Below are 24,107 nucleotides of genomic sequence, written 5' to 3' on the forward strand. Positions count from 1 at the left end.
GAGGCCCCCTCGCCCAGCGCGAGGGGGCCTCGGTCGTTCCCGGAACCGGAGTGCGGCACGCCCGTGAGGCGCGCCCCCTGCCGGGGCGCTGCCCGACAGGGCGTTCAGCGGTTCATCGCGAATTGCCCGCAAGGGACAGGGCGTATTCCGGCCACCAGGCGCCCGCCGCGGGCCCGCCCCTACAGGGGCCGTCGGATTCCCCGGGGCGTTTCGCCCACACATAGGCGTCGACCGGGCCACCCCCCGTGTCCGTCGTCGGGCGCTCGCCGAGCGCCCGGCCGGGCGGATTGCACCACCGCTCCCCCGGGTCGCCCTGCGTGTAGGGGCCATTGCCGTTGCGGCTCGTGTCGATCACGAAGTGCTTGCCGCCCACCTTCGCGGAAAGCCGCTCCCCGAACTCCCGGCTCGCCCGCGTGGTCTGGAAATTGGACACGTTGACCGCGAAGCCGTCGGCCCCCGTGATGCCCGCCCGCCGCAACGGCTCGTCCAGCGCGTCGGGAGAGCGCCACCCGGCGTTCCCCGCGTCCACGTACACCTTCGCCGCGGGCTGCCGCTTCAGCCGCTCGACGGCGCCCTTCAACAGCGCGTACCGCGCCTCGCGGAACTCCTGCGGGGTGCAGCCGTCGACGACGTGCAGCAGCGCGTCCGGCTCCAGGACGATCGTCGCGCGGCGCTCGCCGATGCCCCTGGCCACCTGGTCGACCCAGCCGCGATAGGCGTCGTCGTCGGGGGCGCCGCCCCGGGAGAACTGGCCGCAGTCGCGGTGCGGGATGTTGTAGAGGACCAGGAGCGCCGTCCTGCCGGCCTCGACCGCGGACTCGGTGTAGCCGCGCACCCTCCCCCCGGGGTTGTCCCCGGCGATCCACTCGCCCATCGGCTGCTCGGCGATCTTCCTGATGAGCGCCGCCTTCTCGCTGTCGCCGGCCCGGGTGTACGCGACGAGCTGGCGCGCCGCGTGGGTGTCGGGGTTCACCCAGAACGGACTGGCGGGGGACGGCAGTTGGGAAAGTACGGAGCGGGCAGGGCTCGGCCCCGCGTCCGCATCCCCGCTCCCGCACCCCGCGGCGAGGAGCGCCAACGCGACGGCCGGCACTCCGATCCGGGACGGCGACCGCCACCGCCACGGCGACCGCCACGGCCAACTGCGGTGCATAGCGCGGGACTTGATGGGGATGACGGCCGGCCCACAAGGCGACTTGGCGGTATATCGGCCTAGGCCCGCGGGCCAGGCCGGTTTTAGAGTGGTGGGGCCGGACCCCGCATCGGACGCCTCACGGCCTCGTGGCCCCACTGAACCTCCCGCGGCAGTGCCGGGCTTCTCCCGCAGTCCGTGCGCCGGCGGTCGAGGGCCTGCCCGGTCGGCGGCTTCGGGGGGAGCGGGTCGTCGGCCGGGCCAGGTGCGCGGCGCCCCTGACGGAGCGGCGCCGGGCCGGCCGTGCCGGGCGGTCAGGGCTTCGACGGCTTTGAAGGGGCCGGGTCCCTCGCGTCGGTCAGGTAGGCCGAGACGACCACGTTCGCGGTGTACGCCTTGGTTCTGTGGTCGTACGTACCGCCGCAGGTGATCAGGCGCAGCTCGGCCCGGCCCTGCCGGCGGGGCCCGTACACCTTCGCCGCGTCGAAGTGCTTGCGCGGGAAGACCTGGATGTCGTCGATGGTGAACTCGGCGACCGAGCCGTCCACTGCGGTCACCGTGATCCGCTCGCCGGACCGGGCCGCGCTCAGGCCGTAGAACACGGCCGGTCTGCTCTGGGTGTCCACGTGCCCGACGAGCAGCGCGGCTCCCGCCTCGCCCGGCCGGGCCCCGCTGTCGAACCAGCCGACCGTGCCGGCCTGGGCGTACGGCGGCGGGTCGACCGCGCCGTCGGCGTCCAGACCACGCGGCACGACCGGCGCGGCTATGCCCAGGGAGGGGATCTCCACGCGCCGCGGCGCCACCCCCTTGAGCGGGTCGTGGGCGGGCGGCAGCGGCACGCCGAGCGGACGGCCCACCGCGGCTATGTCGCCGGTGGTGGGCGCCGACGTACTGCCGGAACCGCCGGACACGTCCCGGCCCCACAGCCACAGACCGAGCAGCAGCACCGCCCAGGCGATGCCGGTGACGAACCGTCCGCCGCCCCGCGCCGCGGACATGTCAGCCTCCGCCGCGACGACGGCGTACGCTGCGCGACGCCACGGCCACCGCCGCGACCGCCGCGAGCGCGAGGCCGATCACCGCGTGCCGGGTGCCGGGGCCCTGCTCCTTGGCCTCGTCGGCGGCGAGCGTTGCCGCACCGCCGCCGCCCGCGTGCACGGGCTGGTACGGAGTCGGGCGGGAGTGGTCGTGGTCGTGGTCGTGATGGTCGCCGCGGATCACGGTGACCTTGCCGCTCGCCTTGCCCGAGCTGTCCTTGCAGTTGACCCAGATGTCGTAGTCGCGGTCCTGCGCGTCCGATCGGATGCGGGCCCGGGCGGAGAGACCACCGTCCGAGGCGGGCGTGAAGCGGGCCTCCGAGACGAAGGCGTCCGAGCTGCCGACCGCCTCGCGGCCGCTGCACACGCTCACCCTCAGGTCCACCTCCCCGCCGGCGGCCGTGGTGCCAGGGGTCACCCGCACCGATCCGTGCGGCTCGGACTCGGCCACCGCGGGGGACGCGGGCAGCACGGTCAGGGCGGCGGCCGCCACGGCCGCACAGAGTGTCATGGGACGGATGCGCATCGTGAACCTCCTGCAACCGAGATTCACGCGCCGGGCCGCATTCCGCATCCCGAGGGCGTGGCGGCTGGGCCGTACGGGCCAAGCCGCCGCCCCTGTTACGGCCCGGATCAGCCGGTCAGATCAGCTTCACCAGGTCGGCGATCGAGTCGACGATCTTCGACGGGCGGAACGGGTAGGACTCCACGTCCGCGGGCCGGGTCAGCCCCGTCAGGACCAGGAACGTCTGCATGCCCGCCTCAAGCCCGGCGAGTACGTCCGTGTCCATCCGGTCGCCGATCATGGCGCTGGTCTCGGAGTGCGCGCCGATCGCGTTGAGGCCGGTGCGCATCATGAGCGGGTTGGGCTTGCCCGCGAAGTAGGGCTTCTTGCCGGTCGCCTTGGTGATCAGCGCGGCCACCGCGCCGGTGGCGGGCAGCGGGCCCTCCTGGCTCGGCCCGGTCTCGTCCGGGTTGGTGCAGATGAAGCGGGCCCCGCCGTTGATCAGCCGGATCGCCTTGGTGAGCGCTTCAAAACTGTACGTACGCGTTTCGCCGAGCACGACGTAATCCGGCTCGTGGTCGGTCAGGACGTACCCGATGTCGTGCAGCGCGGTGGTCAGGCCGGCCTCGCCGATGACGTACGCGGTGCCGCCGGGCCGCTGATCGTCGAGGAACTTCGCGGTGGCGAGCGCGGAGGTCCAGATGTTCTCGACCGGCACGTCGAGACCCATCCGCATCAGGCGGGCGTGCAGGTCGCGCGGGGTGTAGATCGAGTTGTTGGTCAGGACGAGGAACGGGCGGCCCGACTCCTTGAGCGTCTTGAGGAAAGCGTCCGCACCGGGGATGGGGGTGCCCTCGTGGATGAGGACACCGTCCATGTCGGTGAGCCAGGATTCGATCGGCTTGCGCTCTGCCATGGGTGCGGACTCCTGCGTTCTGCGCGGTCTTCTCGCGCTGATGACGATCAGCTGGGACGCCGGCGCACCGCACTGTGCGTTGCCGACGTCCTTAGCCTAGTCACGTACCGGCGGATCCCGACCCGGCCGATCACGCTTCGGTCTTCGGCTCAGCTTCCGGTGGCGCTCTTCCACGCGTCGATGTACTTCGGCAGGTTCTTCGCCACGTCCATCCAGTCCGGCTGGAAGACGTCGACGCCCTGCATCAGTTGTGCGAGCGCGACGGCGTCGGGGTCGGTGGCCCTGATGTCGGTACGGGCAGCGAAGCCGCCGCCGATGGCGCTGACCTGGCGCTGCGCCTGCTCGCTCAGCATGAAGTCGAGGAGCTTCTTGCCGTTGGTGCTGTGCGGGGCGCCGTTGACCAGTCCGGCCGCGTACGGCAGCCCGAACGAGGACGGCCTGGTGCCGCTCGCGGTGCCGGGGAACCAGATGCCGAGGTTCGGCATGGACTTGGACTGGGCGTAGTTCATCTGGACGTCGCCGTTCGCGGCCAGCAGCTCGCCCTTGTCGACCTTCGGCGCCAGCTTGCCGGTGGAGGCGGACGGGCCGACGTTGTTCGCCTGGAGCTTGCGCAAGTAGGCCATCGCGGCCTCCTTGCCGCCGAAGTCGTGCATGGCCTTGACCAGGAGGGCGGTGCCGTCGCCCGCGACGCCGGGCGTGGAGTACTGGATCCTGTTCTTGTACCGGGCGTCGAGCAGGTCCTCCCAGTTCTTGGGGGCCTCCTTCAGTTCCTTCTTGTTGTAGACGAACCCGACGTAGTTGTTGACGACCGCCGTCCACGTGCCGTCGGGCGACTTGGCTCCGCCGTCGACCTTGTCGGCGCCGGCCGGCGCGTACTTCGCCAGCAGGCCCTTGTCCTCGGCCTGCTGGATGAACGGCGGCAGGGTGACCAGCACGTCCGCCTGGGTGTTGGACTTCTCGCGTACGGCCCGCTGCACCATCTCGCCGGAGCCGCCCTCGACGTACTTGACCTTGATGCCGGTCTTCGCCTCGAAGTCCTTGAAGACCGTGTCGTACCAGCCGTCGCCCTTCTCGCCCTTGAGGCCGTCGGCGCTGTAGACGGTGACGGTCTTCGCGTTCGCGTCGGCGGACGAGCCGGCGCCGCACGCGCAGAGCCCGGCGGCCAGTACGAGGCCGGCGGCGCCGGCGGCGACCTGCTTGAGCGTGGTGGAGGTGTTCGTGTGCATGGCGTTGTCCGTGTGCATGGCGTTGTCCGTGTGCATGGCGTTCGGGACTCCTGAGGCTTTCGGATCGGCGGGTTCTCGGGTCGGCGACTTCTGGGGCGGCGCGGTCTGCGTCAGCGGTCCGCGCGGCCCACTGCCCGCGTCAGCGCCTGCGCCTGCGCCTGCGCTTACGTCAGCGGTACGACGCCTTGGTGCGGATGCGGGACACGGCGAGCAGGACGAGCAGCGTCGTTCCCATGAGCACCACCGCGACGGCCGCGCCCGTGAAGAGGGAGCCGCGGTCGGTGGCGGCGAAGATCTGCACCGGCAGCGGCGTCCAGTCGGGCGGGTAGAGCATCATCGTGGCGCTCAACTCGCCCATGGACAGGGCGAAGCAGAGCCCGGCCGCCGCGGTCAGGGACGGCAGGAGCAGCGGCAGTCTCACCCGCCACAGCACCAGCGCGGGCCGGGCGCCGAGGCTCGCGGCGGCCTGTTCGTACATGGGGTCCAGGCGCAGGACGGCGGCCGAGACCGACTGGTAGGCGAACGCCATGACCAGGACGGTGTGCGCGAGGATCACGATCCAGCGCGCCCCGTTGAGCAGCACGGGCGGTTTGGAGTACGCCACGAGGACCGCGAGGCCGACGACCACCGACGGCACGGCGACCGGCAGCACGAACAGCGCGTCCATGAACCGGCGTCCGCCTTTCTTCTGGGCGGCCGCCGCGAGCGCGGCCCAGGAACCGACGGTGAGCGCGAGGACGCTCGCCGCGAGCGCGGTCACCAGGCTGGTGGTGAGCGCCTGGAGGGAGTCGCCGGTGGTGGCCGCGCCGTAGTGGGATGCGGTGAACCCGGAGGGGAAGGCGCCGGACCAGTTCGTGGCGAACGACGCGGCCACGACGACGAGCAGCGGCAGCGCGAAGACCGGCAGGAACAGGACGAAGAAGACGGCCCAGGCGGCGCGACGGCCCGCCCGGCTATGCACCAGCACGACGGCTCACCACCCGGTAGAGGCCGTAGAGACCCACGGAGATCGCGATGTTGACGACGGCGACGACGCAGGCGGCCGGGTAGTCCGACTCCAGGATCGCCTCGCTGTAGACGAGCATCGGCAGCGTGGTGACACCCTTGGCGCCGGTGAACAGCACGATCCCGAACTCGTTGAGGCACATCACCAGGACCAGCGCGCCACCGGCCGCGAGCGCGGGCAGCGCCTCGGGGAGGATCACCTGCCGCACGATCCTGGCCGGCCGGGCGCCGAGCGAGGACGCCACTTCCAGCTGGGCGGTGTCCAGTTGCGAGAACGCGGCGAGCAGCGGTCGCATCACGAACGGCGTGAAGTACGTGATCTCGGCGAGGAGCACGCCCCAGGGCGTGGTCAGGAACTGGAAGGGTCCGCCGTGTGCGCCGGTGACGTCGCTCCACAGCCCGTTGGCCATGCCGACGGTGCCGTAGACGAACAGCAGGGCGAGCGTGATCAGGAAGGACGGGAAGGAGAGGAAGACGTCGATGAACTTCGCGACGGCCTTCGCGCCGGGGAACGGCACGAACGCGATGACGAGCGCGAGCACGAATCCCAGCACGAGACACCCGGCGGTCGCCCCGGCCGCCAGCCACACGGTCGTCCCGAGCGCGTCCTGGAAGGCGGCGGACCCGAACACCTGCGTGTAGGGGGCGAGGGAGGTGCCGCCGGCGTCGGGGGTGACGGACTGCCGTACGACGAGGGCCAGCGGGTAGAGGAACACGGCCGCCAGTACGGCGACGGGCGGCAACGCCCAGATCCGGCCGCCCAGTTGACGTCGCACGGCCGGGCCGCCGACGGTGTTCCGGCCGGGCGCACCGGCTGCCCCGCCTCGGCGTCGGAGGCCTCCCGGCCATGCGTGCCCACCGCCCGGCCGGCCGCTAGCCACCCGACACCCCCGCGCCGAGCAGCACCGCGTCCTCGCGGGCGAAGTGCAGGGTGACCTCGTCGCCGAGGCCCGGGGTGGCCCGGAGCTCACGGACGTCGGCCTTCACGCGGTGGCCCGCGACATCGACGTACAGCCGGTGCGTGGCCCCCCGCCACTGCACCTCCGTGACCTTGCCGCGCAGCGCGTTGGGGCCCGGCCCGAGCCCGACCAGGTGCGGCCGCACGCACAACGTGGCCGACGCCCCCCGGGCGGCCCGGCCGGTGGCCACCGAGAGCTCAGCGCCGGCGAACCGGACCGAGCCCGAACCCACCTGCACGGGAAGGAGGTTGGCGTTGCCGACGAACGAGGCCGTGAACTCCGTACGCGGCCTGCGGTACAGGTCCTGCGGGGTTCCGCAGTCCTGGAGGCGGGCGCGGTCCATGACGGCGATGCGGTCGGAGAGGGTGAGCGCTTCGATCTGGTCGTGGGTGACGTACAGGATGGTGACGTCCGGCAACTCCCGGTGCAGCCGCGCGAGTTCGGCCAGCATTCCGGAGCGCAGCTGGGCGTCGAGCGCGGAAAGCGGCTCGTCGAGGAGGAGGACGCCGGGGCGGATGGCGAGCGCGCGGGCGATGGCGACGCGCTGCTGCTGGCCGCCGGAGAGCTCGCGCGGGTAGCGCCTGGCGTAGGTGTCCATGCCGGTCATGGCGAGCGCTTCGGTGACCCGGCCGGGGATCTGCGCCCGTGGGACCTTCTGCGCCCGCAGCCCGAACGCGACGTTGTCCTCGACGCGCAGGTGCGGGAAGAGCGCGTACTGCTGGACGACCATGCCGATGCCGCGCCGGTGCGGCGGCAGTGCGGTCACGTCGCGGTCGCCGATGAACACCCGCCCCCCGGCCGGCTGGACGAACCCGGCGACGGCCCGCAGCGCGGTGGTCTTGCCCGACCCCGAGGGGCCCAGCAGGGCCATCACCTCACCGGGTTCGACGGTCAGGTCGAGCGCGTCGAGGACGACGTTGCCGTGATAGGCGACGGTGACGCCGTCGAAGCGGATGCCGCCGCGCGAGGCCTCCTGTCGGGCCCGGCCGGTCACCGCCGCTTCTCCAACTCGGCGAGGGTGTCGGGAAGTTCGGCGACGGAGCCGAGGACGTGGGTGGCGCCCGCCCCGGCGAGTGCTTCCCTGGCGTGGGCTCCGGTCAGCACACCGGCGACGATGCCCGCCCCGGAGCGTACGCCGCTGAGCATGTCGTACGAGGTGTCGCCCGCCACCGCGATGTCACGCACCGATTCGACGGCGCGGGTCCGCAGGAACGCGCTGAGCACCAGGTCGGGGTGGGGGCGGCCGCGGCCTCCCGCGTCGGCCGGGCACAACGTGAGCGGGACGAGGTCCTGCCAGCCGAGCGCCGTGAGGATCGCGTCCTGGGTCACCCGGGCGAAGCCGGTGGACAGGACCACGGTCCGCCCCTCCGACAAGAGCCGTTCGATGGCGTCGCGGGCGCCCGGGACGGGGGCGACGAGCCCGCCGTCGACGAGCGTGCCGTACGCCTCCTCGAAGGCGGCGTTGGCGGCCCGCGCCCTGGATTCGTCGCCGAAGAGATGGCGGAAGACGGAGATCTTGGACTCGCCCATGGTGGCGCGGACGTGGTCGAGCATGGCGGCGTGCTCGGCGGATCCCGGGTCGACGCCCAAGAGTTTGGCGGCGCTCGCGAAGGCCCGCTCGACGAGCCCGCCGTCGGCGACGGTGGTGCCCGCCATGTCGAGCACGACCAGGTTGTAGGTGCGCACTGCGGTCAACTTCCTCACCAGTTCAGCTCGTTCGCGGTCTGCTCGGCGATGGCGGGCGCGCAGGTCATGCCGCGCCCGCCGGGCCCGGTCACCAGCCACACCCCGTCCCGCACCTGCTGGCGGTGCACGACGCGCGAGGTGTCGGCACACTGGGCGTAGACCCCGGCCCAGCGGCGCTGGATCCTGGGCAGCGGGCGCCCGATGAAGGACTCGACGACCCGGGTGAGGTGGTCGTAGGGCTCCTCCACGACGTCGAAGTCGAAGGGGTGCTCGTAGGCGTGGGTGTCGCCGATGGTCAGGCCGCCGTCCGCGCGCTGCACCATGAGCAGCTGCATCTTGTGTGCGGCGGCGGTCGGGTGCTGCGGCTGCCCGGCGTCGAACGCGTCAAGCGCCTCACCCGCGTAGGCCGGGTAGTAGCGGAAGCTGTCGGCGTCCGCGACGGAGGTGGGGAACGGTTCGCCGAGCGGGGCGGTCTGCATCATCTGAAGGCGTACGCGGCGCACCGGCAGGCCGGGTGCGAGCTCGCGGACGAGCCCGCCGAGCCACGCCCCCGTACACAGCAGCACGACGTCACCGGCGTGCACGTCGCCGTGGTCGTCGCGGACCGCGCTGTGGCCCGCGCCTTCGCTCACCTCGCGGACCTCCCTGCCCCCCAGGAAGGTGTACCGGCCGGACGCCAACAGGGCTTCCTGCAAAGCGAGTTGCGCCGTTCGGGGCTCGACGGCGGCGTCCCGCTCACACCACAGGGCGGCCGTGAGGTCGCCGCGCAGAGCGGGGTTGAGGGCGCGGGCACGGTCGGCGGTGACGAGCCGGTAGCCGCGGTCCGCGGCGTCCTCCCGCGCCACCGCGGCCTCGGCGACGGCCAGTTCGAGGCCGGTGCGCAGCGGGGTCAGCGAGCCGTTGGCGCGGAACCCGAGCCCGGGCACGCGCTTCCCGATGCCCTCCCACAGGTCGCAGGCGCGCAGCGCGGTGGCCAGCTCCTCACCGCCCGCACGGCCGCTCACCCATATCTGCCCGAAGTTGCGGAGCGAGGCCCCGCGCGCCTGGCTCTCGCGCTCGATGTGTACGACCTCGTGGCCGCGTTCCACTGCGTGCCAGGCGTGCATGGTTCCCACCACGCCGGCTCCAACGACGATGACTCTCACGACGGCAACGCTCCTCGGAACGGGTGTCCCGCACCGGTCCCGCCGACGACGGGACGGTGAACGGGCGCCCAAGGTTGGACTAGACCCGTTATGTTTACGTGACCAAAGCGTCCCCGTGAGGGGTGGGTTGGGCCGTCCGACCGCGGGGTGGGGTGCTGCGGGGAGGGAGGTTGCGGTGTGTGGGGGCGGGAGGTTGCGGTGCTGCGGGGATGGGAGGTTGCGGTGCTGCGGGCCTGCGGGCTGCGGGCTGCGGGCTGCGGGCTGCGGGCTGCGGGCTAGTGACGCAGATGGGTCGTGAAGGAGAAGCGGTCGCCGCGGTAGAGGGTGCGGACCCGCTCGACGGGGCGGCCGTCGGCGTCGCGTGACACGCGGTGGATGAGCAGCATGGGCAGTGCGGGTGGCGTGCCGATGAGCAGGGCTTCGCGCGGGGTGGCCAGGACGGTCTCGATGCGTTCGTCCACGTCGCCGAGGGTGATGCCGCGCCGGTCGCGCAGGTAGGCGTAGAAGGAGGAGTCCGGGGTGAAGTCGGTTGCCAGATCCGGCATGCGGCTCACCGGCGCGTACGTGCTCTCCAGGCCCATGCGCTCGTCGTCGGCGAGCAGGACGCGCTCCATGTGCCAGACCGGCTCGTCCCGCCGGAGCCCGGTCTCGGCGGCGAGAGCGGGCGGGCAGGGGAACCGTTCGAGGGTGATGAGGTGGCGGCCGGGCGTGCGGCCCTGACGGCGTACGCCTTCGGTGTAACTGGCCAGGGAAAGCGGCTGCTCCAGTTTGGGGCCGGCCACCACGGTGCCCCGGCCCTGGCGGCGCAGCCGCCCTTCGAGGAGGAGTTCGCGCAACGCCTGGCGCACCGTCTCCCGCGCGACCGCGTAGCGCAACGCGAGGTCGCGCTCGGTCGGCAGCAGCCCGCCCTCGCCCAACTCGTCGATGAGCAGGGCGACTTGGGCCTTGACGGCGTAGTACTTGGGAATGCGCCCGTGGTCGGGAATGCCGGAGCGGATGGGGGCGCCGGGCGCCTGGCCCTCGGGGTAGCCGACGGGGGAGCCGTTCACGGGGAGGGTTGGGTCGGTGGGGGCGGCCGGTTCGACGGACAGGTTGACCGGGCTCGCGGGGCTTGCGGGGAGCGCCGGGTCGGAAAGGCCCGGCCCAAGCCCGGTGGGCATGCTGACCGGGCTCGCGGGAAGCGCCGGGTCGGTGGGGGCGGCCGGGCTCGTGGAGCGGGTCGGCGTGTCGTTCGGGTGTGCCACGGAGCCGATGCTCGCACGGGCAGGTGAACGACGGGGGTCGGCCGGGGGCGGCTGCCCACCTTCCGCCCCCGGTGTCGTCCAGGGTCGGCCGGGGCGGCCGCGCGCCTTGCCGCCCGGGGTTGTCCGGGGTGGCCGGGGTCGTCCGGGGTGGCCGTTCACCTTCAGCCCGCGGGGCCGTCCGGAGTGGCCGCCCACCCTTTGGCCCCGGGGTCGGCCGGGGCCGCGCTCGACGCCCGGGCGCGTACCTCGGGCTCTCAGCCCCGCCGCGCGCGCAGCCGCCGCGCCCCGGCCAGCAGCGTCCCGCCCGCGACGAGGAGTGCGGCGGCGGTGAGTCCGAGGCCGGTGAGCGCGCTGCCCCGGCCCGTCGCGGCGAGTTCCGTGTCGAGCGCGTCCAGCAGATCGTCCTCGGCCACGACGTCGAAGCGGTACTCGCCGGACTCCCCCACCCACTGGCCGTCGCTGCCCCGACGCTGCACGATCGCCGCGTTCGCGGTGACCGGACCCGGCACGGTGTCGTCGCTGAAGCCGAGCCGCACCCGCACCGTGAGCGTCCTGCCCGCGCCGATGACGAACCCGGGGAAGCCGTCGTCGAAGACGCCGATGTGCTCGTCCTGATCGGTCCTGACGAAGGTCACCGGGTGCGTCCGTCCAGTGGCCGGATCGTCGAACTCCAGCCGGATCTGGGCGTCCTTCAGAGTGCGGTCCCGGTCGACGAGCACGAGGACCGGGTGGATGCTGTCGCAGGACTCGCCCGATGCGTTGGTGAGGTCGAGGGACCACTCCCGTACGCCCCCGCCGGGAGCGTACTCGGCCGGCCCGCCGTGGATCTTCGTGTCCAGCGGGAAGGCGGAGCCGGTCCTCAGCGCGCAGGGGGGCGCCTTCTCGGCGGGCGGCCGGGCGACGGGTTCCGTGGCGACGACCGGCTTGCGTGGCGCCACGTCGTGGCGCTCGGGCGGCAGCCCTCCACCGTCGGCGGCGGCGACCCCCGCAAGCGGGAGGATCGTGGCGGCGGCCACCGCGGTGACGAGGGCAGTACGCAGTCGCATGCGGGACCTTTGCTGCTCGCGGCGTTCGGGGCTCGGGGCTCGGGGACCGGGGCCTGCCCGGGGGCGGCGCCCTCCGGCCGGCCCGGCCCTGGTCCGCGAGCCTGCCACGCGCCCGGGCGCCGCCCCGTGCGCCACGTCCCGGCACGCCAGGAGGCGCCCGTGAAGACCGCCCTATCAGCCCAACATCAGCCCGTCATACGGACGGGGAGGACGGCCCCGGCGGCTGGGGATAGGCCACGCTCGCGCGGCCGAAGACCGGGACGAGGACGAGTTGGGCGGCGCCCTCGGCCACGGCGTGCGGTCCGCCCGCGGCCGGGCCGACCGGGATCGCGGGGGCGCCCCCGCGCCGGGCACGCTCCTCGACGACCGCGCCCACACCCCGTACGAAGGTGTCCTGGTCGGCGGTGACGGTGCGGCCGCCGAGCAGGATCTCGTCGATGTCCAGCAGCCCGACCAGGTTGGCCGCCCCCACCCCGAGGAAGCGGGCCGCGGCCGCGATGTCCCCCCGGGCGACCGCGGCCAGGCACAGCGCCTCGATGCAGCCGCGCCCGCCGCAGCCGCACACCGGGCCGCCGAGCAGGATCGTCTGGTGGCCGAACTCTCCCGCGCCGGTACGCGCACCACGGTGCAGGGAGCCGCCGAGCACGAGGCCGGCGCCGAGCCCGCTGCCGAGGTGGAGGTACGCGAAGGAGCCGTTCTGGACGCCGCCGCGCAGGGCGAGCCCGAGGGCGGCGGCATTGGTGTCCTTGTCGAGGACGACCTTCTGGCCCAGCCGTTCGGCGAGGGCGTCGCGCAGCGGGAAGCCGTTCCAGTGCGGGAAGCCGGTGACGCGGTGCAGCACTCCGCTGTCGTGATCGAGCGGGCCCGGCATGGCCACGCCGACGCCGAGCACACGCCGCCCGCCGGTCAGCGCCTCGGCCTCGGCGGCCGCAGTCTCCACCACGCACGAGGGCCGCGCGCCGAGGTCGAGCGGTACGGTCCTGGCGCCGACCAGGGTGCCCGCGAGGTCGACGAGGACCGCGGTGAGCTCGTCGCGGTCCAGGTGCAGGCCGATGGCGTGCGCGGCGGAGGGGACCAGCTTGAGCACGGTGCGCGGCTTGCCCCCGGTGGAGGCACGGCGGCCCGCGTCGGTGGCCGTGCCCTCGTCCCGCAGCCGTCCGGTGATCTTGCTGACGGCCTGCGGCGTGAGCCCGGTGCGCTCGGCGAGTTCCAGCCTGCTGATGCCCGTCTCGCCCGCCGCCCGCAGCAGGTCGAGGACGAGCGCGGCGTTGTGGTTGCGCAGCGCAGGCAGGTTCACACCCTTGTGGGCACCCGTACGGCCACCGGCATGGCCGCCCGTATGTCCGCCTGTGCGTCCGCCCGCGCCCGTATGTCCACCCGTGTTGCTCCTGTTCACCGACCCATTGTCCCTCTTGCTTGCACTTTGGCAACAGCGTTGCTTAAGTGGATGTCATGAAGGACGCCCCCAAGAACGCCATGGACGCCGTGGATCCCGTTGATCCCCTGGATCCCGTGGATGCGGACAACCCCCTGGATACGGTCGCCCCGGCGAATACGGTCGCCCCCGTGGATACGGTCGCCCCCGCGAATCCGGTCGATTCCGTGGATACGGTCCGCCTCGTGGAGCCCGCGACCGTCCACCCGACCGCCGGCCTCCGCGTGGGACTCGTGGGCTACGGCCTGGCCGGCTCCGTCTTCCACGCTCCGCTGATCGCCGCGACCGAGGGCCTGGTCCTCGACACGATCGTCACCTCGAACCCCGAGCGCCGGGCGCAGGCCCGCGCCGAGCACGGCGACGAGCTGCGTTTCGCGGACTCCCCCGAGGAGTTGTACGACGCGGGGCTCGACCTGATCGTGATCGCCTCGCCGAACAAAACGCACGTCCCGATCGCGACCGGCGCCCTCAAGGCGGGCCTGCCGGTCGTCGTGGACAAGCCGCTGGCCGGCACGGCCGCCGAGGCGCGCGAGCTCGCCGCCCTCGCCGAGGAGCGCGGTCTGCTGCTCTCGGTCTTCCAGAACCGCCGCTGGGACAACGACTTCCTGACCCTCAAGGGACTGCTCGCGGACGGCGCGCTCGGCGAGGTCCAGCGCTTCGAGTCGCGCTTCGAGCGGTGGCGTCCGCAGCCCAAGGGAGGCTGGCGCGAGTCGGGCGACCCGGAGGAGATCGGCGGGCTCCTGTACGACCTGGGCAGCCATGTCGTCGACCAGGCGCTCGTCCTGTTCGGTCCGGCGCTGCGCGTCTACGCGGAAGCCGACGTACGCCGCCCCGGCGCCCAGGCGGACGACGACACCTTCATCGCGATCACGCACGCCGGTGGCGTCCGCTCCCACCTGTACGTCAGCGCGACCACAGCCCAAGTGGGGCCGCGCTTCCGGGTGTTGGGGTCGGCCGCGGGTTATGTGAAGTACGGCCTTGACCCCCAGGAGGCGGCCTTGCGCGAGGGCGCGCGGCCTTCGCCCGGCGAGCCCTGGGGTGTGGAGCCGGAGGCGCTGTGGGGCCGGGTCGGCGAGGGTGATTCGCCTCTGACCGGCGGCGGTCGCCCGGTGCGGACGACACCGGGCGACTATCCGGCGTACTACGCGGCGATCGCGAAGGCCCTGCGCGAGGGCGGCGAGCCGCCGGTCACCGCGCACGAGGCCGCGGCCGCCCTCGATGTCCTGGAGGCGGCTCGGCGCTCGGCCCGCGAGGGCGTGACGGTGGAGCTGGCGCTGTGAGGGCGCGGGACACGGCGGCGCGGCATGACGCGACGGGAGGCAGCCCGGTTACGGGAGGCAGCCCGGCCACGGGAGCGGGCCCGGCGACGGTTGAGAACCCGTCGCCGGGAGCGAACCCGGCGACGGTTGGGAACCCGACATCAGGAGGGGACCCGTCCCTGGACACGGTGGCCGCGCTCGAAGCGGAGCAACACCGCCTACTCCTGAACCGGTTCACGTACGAGGACGCCTGGGAACTCGGGGTGTCGCTCCGCACTCTGGCCATCGAGCGCGGGGCGCCGGTCGTCATCGACGTACGGCACGGCGCCCGCACCGTGTTCCGCTGCGCGCTGCCCGGGTCCACCGCCGACAACGACGCCTGGATCGACCGCAAGCGCCGGGTCGCCGAACGCTATGCGGCACCGTCGTTCCTGGTCGGCGCGCTCCCCCAAGCTCTTGAGGAGCAGGGGGGACCCCCACCGGGCCAAGGGCACCACGTTCGAGGAGGCGTCACGCCTCGACCCCGACTCCTTTGCCGCACACGGGGGTTCGTACCCGGTGGTGGTCGAGGGGGTCGGGGTCGTGGGAACGGCGACCGTGTCAGGCCTGCCGCAGGCGGAGGACCACGCCCTGGTGGCCGAGGCATTGAGCGGGCTCGCCGCCCGCCTCGGCCGGCCCGGACGATGAGGACCGGGGCCCCGCGAGCCCGGCCTGACCGGCCTGACCGGCCTGACCGGACGGACCGGACGGACCGGCCTGACCGGACGGACCGGCAGGCCCGAGGGCCTACCCCAGGCCCTTGGGCTTGCGGGTCACCACGAAGGTGATGCCGCCCGCCACGACGAGGACCACCGCGAGTCCACCGGCCAGGACCATCGTGTCGGAGGGCGCGCCGGTGTCGGGCAACTCGCCGCCGCCGTCGCTCCCGCCGCCACTGTCGTCCCCGTACCCGCCGGTGTCACCACCGCCGGAGTCACCGCCCGTGTTCCCTCCCGTGGTCGTGCCTTCGGAATCCGTGGGGCTGGGCGTCGGGGGCTCGGGGGTCGGGGGCTCGGGGGTCGGCGTGGGCGGCTCGGGCGTGGGGGTCGGAGGTTCGGGCGTGGGAGTGGGCGGCTCAGGCGTCGGGGTGGGCGGCTCGGGCGTGGGGGTCGGAGGTTCGGGCGTCGGGGTCGGAGGTTCGGGCGTCGGGGTCGGAGGCTCGGGCGTCGGGGTGGGCGGGGTCGGCGAGGGGGACGGCTCCTCACCCCGGCAGTTGGGCAGGTCTCCGTTGAAGGGATAGGCGTGGATCTCCTGCCCGCCGCCGCCCCCCACCACGGAGGTGTGGACGAGTGAACCGGCCGTGAAGAAGCGCCCGTTGACGCCGGGCAGGGTGACGGTCGTCGTGCTGTCGGCATTGCCGACGAGAACGCTGCCGGAGAACTGCCCGCTGCCGCGCAGCCGGACCTCGTCGGCGTCGGGGAAGTTCCAGAGCACCCGGTCGCGGAGCCCGGCAGGGAGCATGCCCATGTAGGTGTTGATCTCGCGTACGTCGCCGGTGAGGTTGACCAGCACGGTGGCCCCCGCGGGGATCCCGGTGAACAGGAACCCCTGCGCCCCGCCGGTCCGCCCGGCGAGATCGAAGTCGACGTTGAACACCTGGAGGGCGGACGTGCCGTCCCCGGTGAACAGGGTCTCGTTGCCGTTGTTCCTGGCCGCGCCGGTGGCGGTCCTCGGCTTGCCGTCGACGTAGGCGTAGCAGTGGCTGGCGGCGGTCAGGTTCGGCCTGATCCGGGCGTACGGGGCGGCCGCGTCGGCGTCGTGGACGGTCCTGGGCCGGACGGTGCCGCTGAGCGTGCCGCCGTGGCGTACGACACCGAAGGTGGAGCCCTCTTCGGCGAGGAGGCGCTGCCCGGGGGCGACGGTGATGTCGTTGCCGGTGGTCAGGAAGTCGGTGCCGTTGTCGGGCGGCACGCGGGAGCCGACCCCGGCGACGCCCACGTTGTAGACCTGGGAGACGCCGGCCGCCTTGTGCTGGTCGAAGTTCCCGAGGACGACGATCTTGCCCTCCGCCTCGGCGGCGGCCTGCCGCACGAGGAAGTCCCCGCCGACGAACACGTTGATGTTGTTGTCCCGCCCGGCGAGCGGTCCGTTGTTGGCGTCCGGGTACAGCTCAGGGCAGTTGCTCCCCTTGCAGGGCCCGAGCCCGTCCGGCAGGGGATCGGCCACCCCGAGCGTGGCCACGCCCCCGACGACGACGGCCGCCCCCACGAGCACGGCGGACGCGGTGACCACCCGCTTAGCCCGCCCCGCCCCACGGGCACTGCCGCCTGCGGCGACTGTGGTGGCCCTGTTCCGCATTCCCGGCGTATTTCGCATATACGCAATATGCGAAGAGAGGACCGTGGAACCGCTGAGCCACGCGTGGGGTCGCCCCCATCCGGCGCAGAGGAACGCAGAGGAACAGCGACGACGACCGGCCCGCCGCAGGGGGAACACCCCCGACCGGGGGGCGGCCGCCGCAGGCGGGGCACCCGCACGGGGGGCCGGCCGCCGCAGGCGAGGCACCCGCACGGGGGGCCGGCCGCCGCAGGCGAGGCACCCGCCGGGAGCCCGGCCGCGGACGGCGAGGCACCCCCACCGGGGGACGGCCGCCCCCGAATGCCCCCCCCTCACGGGCCCCCGAAACCCTTCGAGCGGGCAGAACGGCCGGCCGGCCCCCGGGCAACAACCCGCCGCAGGCGGGGCACCCCCACGGAGGACGGCCGCCGCAGGCGGCGCACCCCCACCGGGGGACGGCCGCCACCGAACCCACCCCACAGGTCGCCCAGCCTCACGAGCGGGCAGAACGGGCGGGCGGGCGGGTAACAACCCGCCGCAGGCGGGGCACCCCCCAACGGGGGACGGCCGCCACCGAACCCGCCACCCCCACAGGTCGCCCAGCCTCACGAGCGGGCAGAACGGGCGGGCGGGTGGGAAACAACCCGCCGCAGGCGGGGCACCCCCCACCGGGGGACGGCCGCCACCGAACCCGCCACCCCCACAGGTCGCTCAACCTCACGAGCGGGCAGAACGGGCGGGCGGGTGGGCAAGGGCAAGGGCCGCAGGCCCAAGCCCCCCCAACCCCCCACCCCGCCGGAGGCACTACGCGTCCTTCAGCCCCTGCCGCTGCCGCCCCAGCCCCGACACCTCAAGCTCCACGACGTCCCCGGCCCGCAGGTACGGCTTGGGCTCGGGCTGCCCCATGGCCACGCCCGCCGGCGTACCCGTGTTGATGACGTCACCCGGGTACAGCGTCATGAACTGGCTGACGTACCGCACGACCTCCGCGACGGGGAAGATCTGCTGCGCGGTGGACCCGTCCTGCCTGAGCTCCCCGTTGACCCAGAGCTTCAGCGAGAGCGCCTGGGGATCGGGGACCTCGTCCCGGGTGACCAGCCAGGGCCCGAGCGGGTTGAACGTCTCGCAGTTCTTGCCCTTGTCCCATGTGCCGCCGCGCTCGATCTGGAACTCCCGCTCGGACACGTCGTGCGACACCGCGTACCCGGCGACGTACGCCAGCGGGTCCTCGTCGTCACCCACGTACCGCGCGGTACGCCCGATGACGATGGCAAGCTCGACCTCCCAGTCGGTCTTGACCGATGTGCGCGGCACGAGCACCGTGTCGTTGGGCCCGACCACGGTGTCCGCCGCCTTGAAGAAGATGACGGGCTCGGCGGGGATCGCGGCGCCGGTCTCGGCGGCGTGGTCGTGGTAGTTCAGCCCGATGCACACGACCTTGCCGATCCGCGCGACGGGCGGCCCGATACGAGCGCCCGAGTCGTCGAGCGCGGGCAGCACGCCGGCGCCTGCGGCGGCGCGTATCCGGTCCAGGGCGAACTCGTCGGCGAGCAGATCACCGTCGATGTCGGCCACCAGGCCGGACAGGTCCCGCAGGGTCCCGTCGGCGTCGAGCAGCGCCGGACGCTCTTCGCCCGCGTCACCTACGCGCAGCAGCTTCATGGTCAGTCTCCCTTTGGTCGAGCGGGGCCCGGCCGATGGGTAGCGGCCATCGGAGGATCGTCCGATCCTCCAAGGAAGCCATCCACTCCGCAAGACCCCGTTCACACACTGGACCGTAACCGGGACCCGAGGTGCTATACGGCAGGATGCGTCGGCGACTGATACCTGAGCCCGATGCACTGCATGCCGGACTCCGACGTACTACGCGGCAGTCGCCAGCGCGGCGGGCGCGGGCAGCATGTCCCGGTAGAGGAAGGCCCGCTCGACGGCGCTCCAGGTGGTACTGGTCACGACGTACAGCGCGGCGGCGAGCGGGACCACGGCCACGGTGAAGAGCGTGGCGAAGGAGAGCAGCGGCATGAACTTGTTCATCGCCGCCATGCCGGGCACCGCGTCCTGGCCGCCCGGCGCCACGAGCGGCGTGGCCGCCATCTGACGCTTCATCCGCCGGTAGTTGAAGGTCGCGACGGCCGCGACGACCACGAACAGCGCGACGTACACGAGACCTCGCGCCCCGAACACCCCGCCATGGGCGAGCGCGTCCGTCCAGTTCCCGCCGAGCGGTGCCTGGAAGAGGGCGTGGTCGAGCAGACCGTTCGCCTTGTCGCCGATCTTGGTGCTGGAGAACAGGTGGTAGAGCAGGAAGAAGGCGGGCATCTGAAGCAGTCCGGGCAGACAGCCGGACAGCGGCGACACCTTCTCGGCGGCATGCAGCTCCATGACCGCTTTCTGGAGCGCCTTGCTGTCCTTGCCGTGCTTCTCGCGCAACACCGCGATCTGCGGCTTCAACTTGGCCTGCGCCTTCTGACCCCGCGCTGCCTGCCGCGACAGGGGGTGCACCGCCAGACGTACAAGGGCTGTGAAAAGGACGATCGCGGCAGCCGTCGAAGCACCGTGGAAGACGGGTTCGAGTACGGCGGCAAGGTGGTCGGCGAGGTTCGCGAAAGCACTGAAAAGGGGCGTGAGCATGGAGGCCCTCCGGGGCGTCTCGTCAGGAATGACACGTGGCGCACATGACGACGTGCGGATCGGTGTGGGGTGACGAGCCGGGAGGAGCGGTGCTGCGAGGTGCGGGGTGTGCCCGATGCCGGGCGTACCCGGTTCCAGGCGTACCCGGTTCCAGGCGTACCCGGTTCCAGGCGTGTACCCCGGTGCCCCTACGCGGCCGTCAGGACGAGACGGCCGGGGGCTCGGGGCCGGGGGCGCCCGGAGGCGTCGGGGTCGCGTTGCGGCAGGAAGGCGGTACGCCGTTCCCGGTCGCGGATCGCGGTACGCACCCGGGTGCGCGCCACGTGCGGCACCGCCCGGGACGCGAGCGTCGCGCAGACGGCCAGAGCGGAGCCCGCGGCGGCGGTCGCGGCGAGCGCGACGGCGGCGGAGAGCATGCTGCCCTCGACGAGGACGACCTGGGCGAGCAGGAAGAGAAGGACGCCGAGCAGCGGCCGGAGGAACCGTGCACATCGTGCGAGTACGCCGCCCATGCCGACCTCCCTCAGTCACTCGTTCGCCGCGGATTTCCTTCCAGCTGTTATACACGACACCCCGGCGACGCCCACCGCCAGAGCAACGGCAGCACTCCCGGCCCCCCGACGCCAGCCGCATGCGGCAACAGCGCGCCGGCCGCCACCCCGGAGCCATCCGCGCGCTCGTCCACCCCTAAGGACGCGCGGGGCCCGCCCCCTACGAACGCGCCGGGCTCGACTCGCCGCGGTCGCCGCGGCCGCCGTCACCGCCGTCACGGCCGTCACCGTAATCATCGTGGTCGCCGTGGTCGTCGTGGTCGTCGTAGTCGCCGTAGAGAGGATCGCGGGCCAGTACGTCCTCGCCCGCCGGATCCCCCTGGGGCCCGAGGTACGAAAGGGCGAGCGCCACCAGGAGGTTGAGGCCCAGGGCGATGATCCCGGCGTTCACCCCCCACACCGGGTCGTGGTCGGTGAACACGAACCCGCAGACCGTCCCGACCCCGACCGCGAGCCCCGCAAGCCCGCCCACCAGGGTCAGCTTCCGCCACAGGAGTCCCAGGAGCAGCATGGGCAGGAGCTGGGCCATCCCTTCGTAGGAGATGAGCGAGAGCCGGACGAGGGTGTTGGGCACGGTGTACGTCATGAGCAGGGCCAGCGCCCCCGCGACGACCACCACGACCTGCGACGCCGCCTTCTGCCGCTCGCGCAGCCGGGGCACGAGCGAGAGCACACTGCGGCCCCACATCGTGCCGATGACCAGCATGAACACGGCCATCGGCACGATGGACGACAGCGCCGCGGCGACGCCGATGAGCCCGACCGTCCAGGCGGGCAGCGAGTCGACGACCAGCTTGAACAGCGCGAGATTGGAGTCGGCGCCTGCCAGCCCCGGCACGACGAAGATCGCCGCCATGCCGAGCAGCATCGGCACGAAGAGCAGCACGTTGTAGGCGGGCAGCAGCATGGCGTTGCGCCGCAGGGCGTCGGCGCTGCGGGCGCCGAGGTATCCGGCCACGGTGGTCGGGAAGATCACCACCGTGAGGGAGTTGAGGACGGACGTGGTGGCGAACCACGCCTCCCCGAGACCCCCGCCGTGGCCGGGCAGCGTGAGCCAGTCGCTCTTCTCGCTCACGACCCGGTCGAAGAAGTCCCCGTAACCGTCGAAGTAGTGCAGCGGCACATAGATCGCGAGGAAGGCGAGGGTGGCGATGACGAGCACGTCCTTGAGCACGGACACCCAGGCGCTGCCGCGCAGCCCGCTGACGACCACGAATCCGGTGGTGACGGCGAAGGCGATGAAGTAGGCCCAGTTCAGCGAGACGGCGCCGTAGGAGATGGTGGAGACGACCACACCCATGCCGGTGATCTGGAGCTGGATGTACGGCAGTAGGAAGACGGTGGCGAGCAGCGCGACCAGCGCCCCCACCCAGGGTCGCCCGTACCGATGGGCCACCATGTCGGTGATGCCCACCAGGCCGTGCTTCTTCGCGTACGCCCACAACATGGGCCCGACCACGTATCCCACGGCGTAGCCGCACGACATGTAGGCGACCACATACAGCACGGGAGCGCCGTAGTTGTAGCCCCAGCCCGCGGCACCCAGGTAACTGAAACTGGTGTAGCTCTCGCCCGCCATCAGCACCCAGATGAACACCGTGCCCAGGCTCCGGCCGCCGACGGACCACTCGGCGAGCCCGCCGCTCCCGCCTCCGCGCCCCCGTACGGCGAAGAGGCCGAGCGCGACGGCGCCCACCATGAAGACACCGAAGATGGTGGTGGCCATGACCGCACTGCTCATCGCCCGCCCCCTGCCGCGCGCCCCGCGTCCCCCGCGTTCCCCGCCGGCCCCGACGACCCCGCCCGGCCCGCCCGGCTTCGCCGGTCGCCCCGCCAGGTGAACCAGATGGCGAGCGGCGTGAGCAGGGTCGCGGCCAGCAGCCAGAAGAAGAGGAACGGCAGCCCGAACACCACGGGCCGCACCTTGTTCACAAAAGGCAGCGCCCCGACGTACAGCACATAGGGCACCCCCAGCCAGAGCACATGAGATCGACGACGGCGCATGCCCGAACGCTAGCGCGGACGGCTCGCACGCAACTTGCCCCACACAACAAGCCGGTAGGTGGAGGTGAACTCGGGCGTGCACGTGGTGAGCGTGAGGTAGTGCCCGGGCTCGCTGTACCCGTACGAGGGCTTGACGTCGCTCCGGGGAACGGGAGCTATGGTCCCGCCGTCGCGCGAGGAGGTCTGCGGCAGCACGGAGTCCACCACGTACGTATAGACCGTGTCCCGGGTCTCCACCACGACCTCGTCCCCCACCCTCAGCCTGTTGATGTAGCGGAACGGTTCCCCGTGGGTGTTGCGGTGGCCGGCCAGCGCGAAGTTGCCCGCCTGCCCGGGCTGGGCGCTCTGCACGTAGTGCCCGACGTACCCCTTGTCGAGGACCCCCGCCTTGCTGATCCCCTGCGCGATGGGCGCGGTGACCCCGATCCGCGGCATGCGGATGACGGCGTACGCCTGGTCCCCCCGCGGCGTGCCCTCCCCCGCGCCCTCCCCCGTGGGCGCCCCCTTGCCGCCGGCCCCCGCCCGACCGCCGGAAGCGACGCCAGGAGCGGGATCACTCCCCACGGCGGCATCCCGCTCGCCGGGCGCGGCTTGGGAGGGCGCCGGATCGGCGCCCTGCCCGGAGGCGCCCCACTTTTCCCCCAGGGAGTGGACGGTGCGGCCGGCCTCGGCACGGGCCTCCCGGTTGGTCCACCACAGCTGGTGCGCGACGAGCAGCAGGACGACCAGCCCGCACGTCACGGCGAGCTCGGCCCCGGCCCACAGCCCGCGGGCCGCCCAGACCCACCGCCCGCGCCCGCGCCGCCCGCCCCGCACCACCACCGGTATCCCTCTGCGCACGGGCGCAGGGTAGGCGCCGGGCCCACAACTCACCAGGCCCGCGACGTGCCGGCCCCGAACGTGACGGACTCGACCCATCAGCCTCCGAAGCGCCCTCCGCCGAGCCCCCGTACGGCAGTACGGTGTCCCTCATGCGCCCCGACACGCCTGCCGATCACACTGCCGAAGCCGAGCGTCTGCTGCGCACCGCGGCGCAGTACCCGGAGGACCACGAACCTCTGCTCCTGCGGGCCGCGGCCCACCTGGAACTCTCCGGCGACCGCCCCAGGGCCACCGCCCTCTACGACAGCCTGCTGTCCTCGTCCGCGAAGGTGGACCACCCGCACCTGGTGAAGGCGTTCAAGGCGGCGAACCTGTGGGAGTACGGCCACGAGCCCGAGGCGCGCGCCATCATCGACGGCATCCGGGCCGCGGCCCCGCTGGACCCTGCGGCGTGGGAGATCGTCGCGGAGACGCTGGAGGCCCATGACGAACTGGACCTGGCCCATGCGTCGCTGACCACCGCGCTGACCCTGCTGGGCGTCGCGGAGGCGACCGTCGACCCCACGGGCGTCCCGTACAGCACGCAGTCCCTGCTGACCACCCGCCACCGGGTACGCCGTCTGCTGGCCCTGCCGCACGACACCTGGGACACCCTGGCGGACGAGCTGCACACCGCGCCGATCTCCCTGGACGAACTCCACGACCCGAAGCGCCTGTGGTCCCTCGGCTCGGAGGACCCGGCCGAACTCCGCGCCGAACTGGCCCGCCTGCGCGCCGAGTTGGGCAACTACCGGCTTGCTCTGTCCCGCCCGTTCCCGGTGGCGGTCCTGCACTGGCCGGAGCCCGAACTGGACGAACTCCTCACCGCGTACCCGGAGCTCCAGTCCGAATACCCCACCCACGCCGCCCACTTGCTCGACATCGAGGCGTCCCTGCGCGAACTGGCGGCAGCCGGCACCCCGAACCTGGGCATCGTGACGGCGACGGTCCCCTCCTACGAAGCCTTCGCCGCCTCAGAATCCTCCTCCCCCGCCAACGCCGACCTCCTCCCCCAATACACCACCACCCTGGCCGCCCGAGGCCGAGCGACCTCCTGGCCCCCGGGCCGCGGCGCGGACTGCTGGTGCGGCTCGGGGGTGGCTTACGGGGACTGTCACGGCGTGGCTTGATTCGGTCAAACCCCTGAAT

At 72.8% G+C, this 24,107-nt stretch carries 22 protein-coding genes and 1 pseudogene; 3 read left to right on the forward strand and 20 right to left on the reverse strand.

The window, feature by feature from the left end; translation table 11 throughout:
• Positions 1 to 112: 112 nt before the first annotated feature.
• The 13 genes from ACGFW5_RS02355 to ACGFW5_RS02415 form a co-directional block, all read right to left on the reverse strand.
• A complete protein-coding gene (locus ACGFW5_RS02355; protein ID WP_393832252.1) occupies positions 113 to 1,153 on the reverse strand; it encodes a glycoside hydrolase family 6 protein in 1,041 nt (346 codons plus the stop codon).
• A gap of 293 nt (positions 1,154 to 1,446) precedes the next feature.
• Complete coding sequence (locus tag ACGFW5_RS02360; protein WP_393832253.1) at positions 1,447 to 2,130, reverse strand: class F sortase; 684 nt, start codon at positions 2,128 to 2,130, stop codon at positions 1,447 to 1,449.
• A gap of 1 nt (position 2,131) precedes the next feature.
• Complete coding sequence (locus tag ACGFW5_RS02365; RefSeq protein ID WP_393832254.1) at positions 2,132 to 2,695, reverse strand: hypothetical protein; 564 nt, start codon at positions 2,693 to 2,695, stop codon at positions 2,132 to 2,134.
• A gap of 115 nt (positions 2,696 to 2,810) precedes the next feature.
• Entirely contained in the window at positions 2,811 to 3,590 is a 780-nt protein-coding gene (locus tag ACGFW5_RS02370) for an HAD-IIA family hydrolase (RefSeq protein ID WP_393832255.1), read from the reverse strand.
• A 149-nt stretch (positions 3,591 to 3,739) separates the two neighbouring features.
• Entirely contained in the window at positions 3,740 to 4,816 is a 1,077-nt protein-coding gene (locus ACGFW5_RS02375; RefSeq protein WP_393832355.1) for a 2-aminoethylphosphonate ABC transporter substrate-binding protein, read from the reverse strand.
• A gap of 169 nt (positions 4,817 to 4,985) precedes the next feature.
• Positions 4,986 to 5,783: an ABC transporter permease gene (locus ACGFW5_RS02380; protein WP_393832256.1), complete on the reverse strand. Its 798-nt coding sequence runs from the start codon at positions 5,781 to 5,783 to the stop codon at positions 4,986 to 4,988.
• The gene (locus tag ACGFW5_RS02385) at positions 5,770 to 6,597 is read right to left on the reverse strand and encodes a 2-aminoethylphosphonate ABC transporter permease subunit (protein ID WP_393832257.1); all 828 of its coding nucleotides are present in this window, start codon (positions 6,595 to 6,597) and stop codon (positions 5,770 to 5,772) included. Before ACGFW5_RS02385 ends, ACGFW5_RS02380 begins: the two co-directional genes overlap by 14 nt.
• A 97-nt stretch (positions 6,598 to 6,694) precedes the next feature.
• Complete coding sequence (locus ACGFW5_RS02390) at positions 6,695 to 7,774, reverse strand: ABC transporter ATP-binding protein (RefSeq protein WP_393832258.1); 1,080 nt, start codon at positions 7,772 to 7,774, stop codon at positions 6,695 to 6,697.
• On the reverse strand, positions 7,771 to 8,484 hold the full coding sequence (locus ACGFW5_RS02395; protein ID WP_393832259.1) for an HAD family hydrolase: 714 nt from the start codon (positions 8,482 to 8,484) through the stop codon (positions 7,771 to 7,773). The genes ACGFW5_RS02390 and ACGFW5_RS02395 overlap by 4 nt, the downstream gene beginning before the upstream one ends.
• Positions 8,481 to 9,611 (reverse strand): TIGR03364 family FAD-dependent oxidoreductase, encoded by a 1,131-nt coding sequence (locus tag ACGFW5_RS02400; RefSeq protein WP_393832260.1) that lies wholly within the window; start codon positions 9,609 to 9,611, stop codon positions 8,481 to 8,483. Before ACGFW5_RS02400 ends, ACGFW5_RS02395 begins: the two co-directional genes overlap by 4 nt.
• 275 nt (positions 9,612 to 9,886) lie before the next feature.
• A complete protein-coding gene (locus ACGFW5_RS02405; protein ID WP_393832356.1) occupies positions 9,887 to 10,660 on the reverse strand; it encodes a GntR family transcriptional regulator in 774 nt (257 codons plus the stop codon).
• A 449-nt stretch (positions 10,661 to 11,109) separates the two neighbouring features.
• Positions 11,110 to 11,901 (reverse strand): hypothetical protein, encoded by a 792-nt coding sequence (locus ACGFW5_RS02410; protein ID WP_393832261.1) that lies wholly within the window; start codon positions 11,899 to 11,901, stop codon positions 11,110 to 11,112.
• Positions 11,902 to 12,094: 193 nt separating this feature from the next.
• A complete protein-coding gene (locus ACGFW5_RS02415) occupies positions 12,095 to 13,297 on the reverse strand; it encodes an ROK family protein (RefSeq protein ID WP_393832262.1) in 1,203 nt (400 codons plus the stop codon).
• 56 nt (positions 13,298 to 13,353) lie between these two features.
• On the opposite strand from ACGFW5_RS02415, the gene ACGFW5_RS02420 reads away from it, so the two are divergent.
• Both ACGFW5_RS02420 and ACGFW5_RS02425 read left to right on the forward strand, forming a co-directional pair.
• On the forward strand, positions 13,354 to 14,616 hold the full coding sequence (locus ACGFW5_RS02420) for a Gfo/Idh/MocA family oxidoreductase (RefSeq protein WP_393832263.1): 1,263 nt from the start codon (positions 13,354 to 13,356) through the stop codon (positions 14,614 to 14,616).
• A gap of 158 nt (positions 14,617 to 14,774) precedes the next feature.
• A pseudogene (locus ACGFW5_RS02425) lies at positions 14,775 to 15,282 on the forward strand (heme-degrading domain-containing protein).
• 99 nt (positions 15,283 to 15,381) lie between these two features.
• Here ACGFW5_RS02425 and ACGFW5_RS02430 read toward each other — a convergent pair.
• The 7 genes from ACGFW5_RS02430 to ACGFW5_RS02460 all read right to left on the reverse strand — a co-directional run bounded on the left by ACGFW5_RS02430 (position 15,382) and on the right by ACGFW5_RS02460 (position 22,937).
• The gene (locus tag ACGFW5_RS02430) at positions 15,382 to 16,866 is read right to left on the reverse strand and encodes a choice-of-anchor A family protein (protein ID WP_393832264.1); all 1,485 of its coding nucleotides are present in this window, start codon (positions 16,864 to 16,866) and stop codon (positions 15,382 to 15,384) included.
• A gap of 849 nt (positions 16,867 to 17,715) precedes the next feature.
• Entirely contained in the window at positions 17,716 to 18,573 is an 858-nt protein-coding gene (locus tag ACGFW5_RS02435) for a fumarylacetoacetate hydrolase family protein (protein WP_393832265.1), read from the reverse strand.
• A gap of 201 nt (positions 18,574 to 18,774) precedes the next feature.
• Positions 18,775 to 19,542 carry a YidC/Oxa1 family membrane protein insertase gene (locus ACGFW5_RS02440; protein WP_393832266.1) on the reverse strand — a complete coding sequence of 256 codons (768 nt, stop codon included), beginning with the start codon at positions 19,540 to 19,542 and terminating at the stop codon, positions 18,775 to 18,777.
• A 188-nt stretch (positions 19,543 to 19,730) separates the two neighbouring features.
• A complete protein-coding gene (locus tag ACGFW5_RS02445) occupies positions 19,731 to 20,054 on the reverse strand; it encodes a DUF6412 domain-containing protein (RefSeq protein ID WP_393832267.1) in 324 nt (107 codons plus the stop codon).
• A 199-nt stretch (positions 20,055 to 20,253) separates the two neighbouring features.
• On the reverse strand, positions 20,254 to 21,834 hold the full coding sequence (locus ACGFW5_RS02450; RefSeq protein ID WP_393832268.1) for a sodium:solute symporter: 1,581 nt from the start codon (positions 21,832 to 21,834) through the stop codon (positions 20,254 to 20,256).
• Complete coding sequence (locus tag ACGFW5_RS02455) at positions 21,831 to 22,097, reverse strand: DUF3311 domain-containing protein (protein WP_393832269.1); 267 nt, start codon at positions 22,095 to 22,097, stop codon at positions 21,831 to 21,833. Before ACGFW5_RS02455 ends, ACGFW5_RS02450 begins: the two co-directional genes overlap by 4 nt.
• 9 nt (positions 22,098 to 22,106) lie before the next feature.
• The gene (locus ACGFW5_RS02460) at positions 22,107 to 22,937 is read right to left on the reverse strand and encodes a class E sortase (RefSeq protein WP_393832270.1); all 831 of its coding nucleotides are present in this window, start codon (positions 22,935 to 22,937) and stop codon (positions 22,107 to 22,109) included.
• Between the two features lie 131 nt (positions 22,938 to 23,068).
• Here ACGFW5_RS02460 and ACGFW5_RS02465 point away from each other — a divergent pair, with 131 nt between their 5' ends.
• Entirely contained in the window at positions 23,069 to 24,088 is a 1,020-nt protein-coding gene (locus tag ACGFW5_RS02465) for an SEC-C domain-containing protein (RefSeq protein ID WP_393832271.1), read from the forward strand.
• Positions 24,089 to 24,107: the final 19 nt, after the last annotated feature.

This window comes from Streptomyces sp. NPDC048416 (genome assembly GCF_043200435.1).
In the GTDB taxonomy this organism is placed as follows: domain Bacteria; phylum Actinomycetota; class Actinomycetes; order Streptomycetales; family Streptomycetaceae; genus Streptomyces.

Excerpts from the sequence above, each read along its gene's own strand:
- ACGFW5_RS02360 (WP_393832253.1), bottom strand. The coding sequence starts at position 2,130 with ATGTCCGCGGCGCGGGGCGGCGGACGGTTCGTCACCGGCATCGCCTGG.
- ACGFW5_RS02420 (WP_393832263.1), top strand. The coding sequence starts at position 13,354 with ATGAAGGACGCCCCCAAGAACGCCATGGACGCCGTGGATCCCGTTGAT.
- ACGFW5_RS02445 (WP_393832267.1), bottom strand. The coding sequence starts at position 20,054 with ATGGGCGGCGTACTCGCACGATGTGCACGGTTCCTCCGGCCGCTGCTC.
- ACGFW5_RS02450 (WP_393832268.1), bottom strand. The coding sequence starts at position 21,834 with ATGAGCAGTGCGGTCATGGCCACCACCATCTTCGGTGTCTTCATGGTG.
- ACGFW5_RS02355 (WP_393832252.1), bottom strand. The coding sequence starts at position 1,153 with ATGCACCGCAGTTGGCCGTGGCGGTCGCCGTGGCGGTGGCGGTCGCCG.
- ACGFW5_RS02455 (WP_393832269.1), bottom strand. The coding sequence starts at position 22,097 with ATGCGCCGTCGTCGATCTCATGTGCTCTGGCTGGGGGTGCCCTATGTG.
- ACGFW5_RS02465 (WP_393832271.1), top strand. The coding sequence starts at position 23,069 with ATGCGCCCCGACACGCCTGCCGATCACACTGCCGAAGCCGAGCGTCTG.
- ACGFW5_RS02370 (WP_393832255.1), bottom strand. The coding sequence starts at position 3,590 with ATGGCAGAGCGCAAGCCGATCGAATCCTGGCTCACCGACATGGACGGT.
- ACGFW5_RS02365 (WP_393832254.1), bottom strand. The coding sequence starts at position 2,695 with ATGCGCATCCGTCCCATGACACTCTGTGCGGCCGTGGCGGCCGCCGCC.
- ACGFW5_RS02375 (WP_393832355.1), bottom strand. The coding sequence starts at position 4,816 with ATGCACACGAACACCTCCACCACGCTCAAGCAGGTCGCCGCCGGCGCC.
- ACGFW5_RS02410 (WP_393832261.1), bottom strand. The coding sequence starts at position 11,901 with ATGCGACTGCGTACTGCCCTCGTCACCGCGGTGGCCGCCGCCACGATC.
- ACGFW5_RS02435 (WP_393832265.1), bottom strand. The coding sequence starts at position 18,573 with ATGAAGCTGCTGCGCGTAGGTGACGCGGGCGAAGAGCGTCCGGCGCTG.
- ACGFW5_RS02440 (WP_393832266.1), bottom strand. The coding sequence starts at position 19,542 with ATGCTCACGCCCCTTTTCAGTGCTTTCGCGAACCTCGCCGACCACCTT.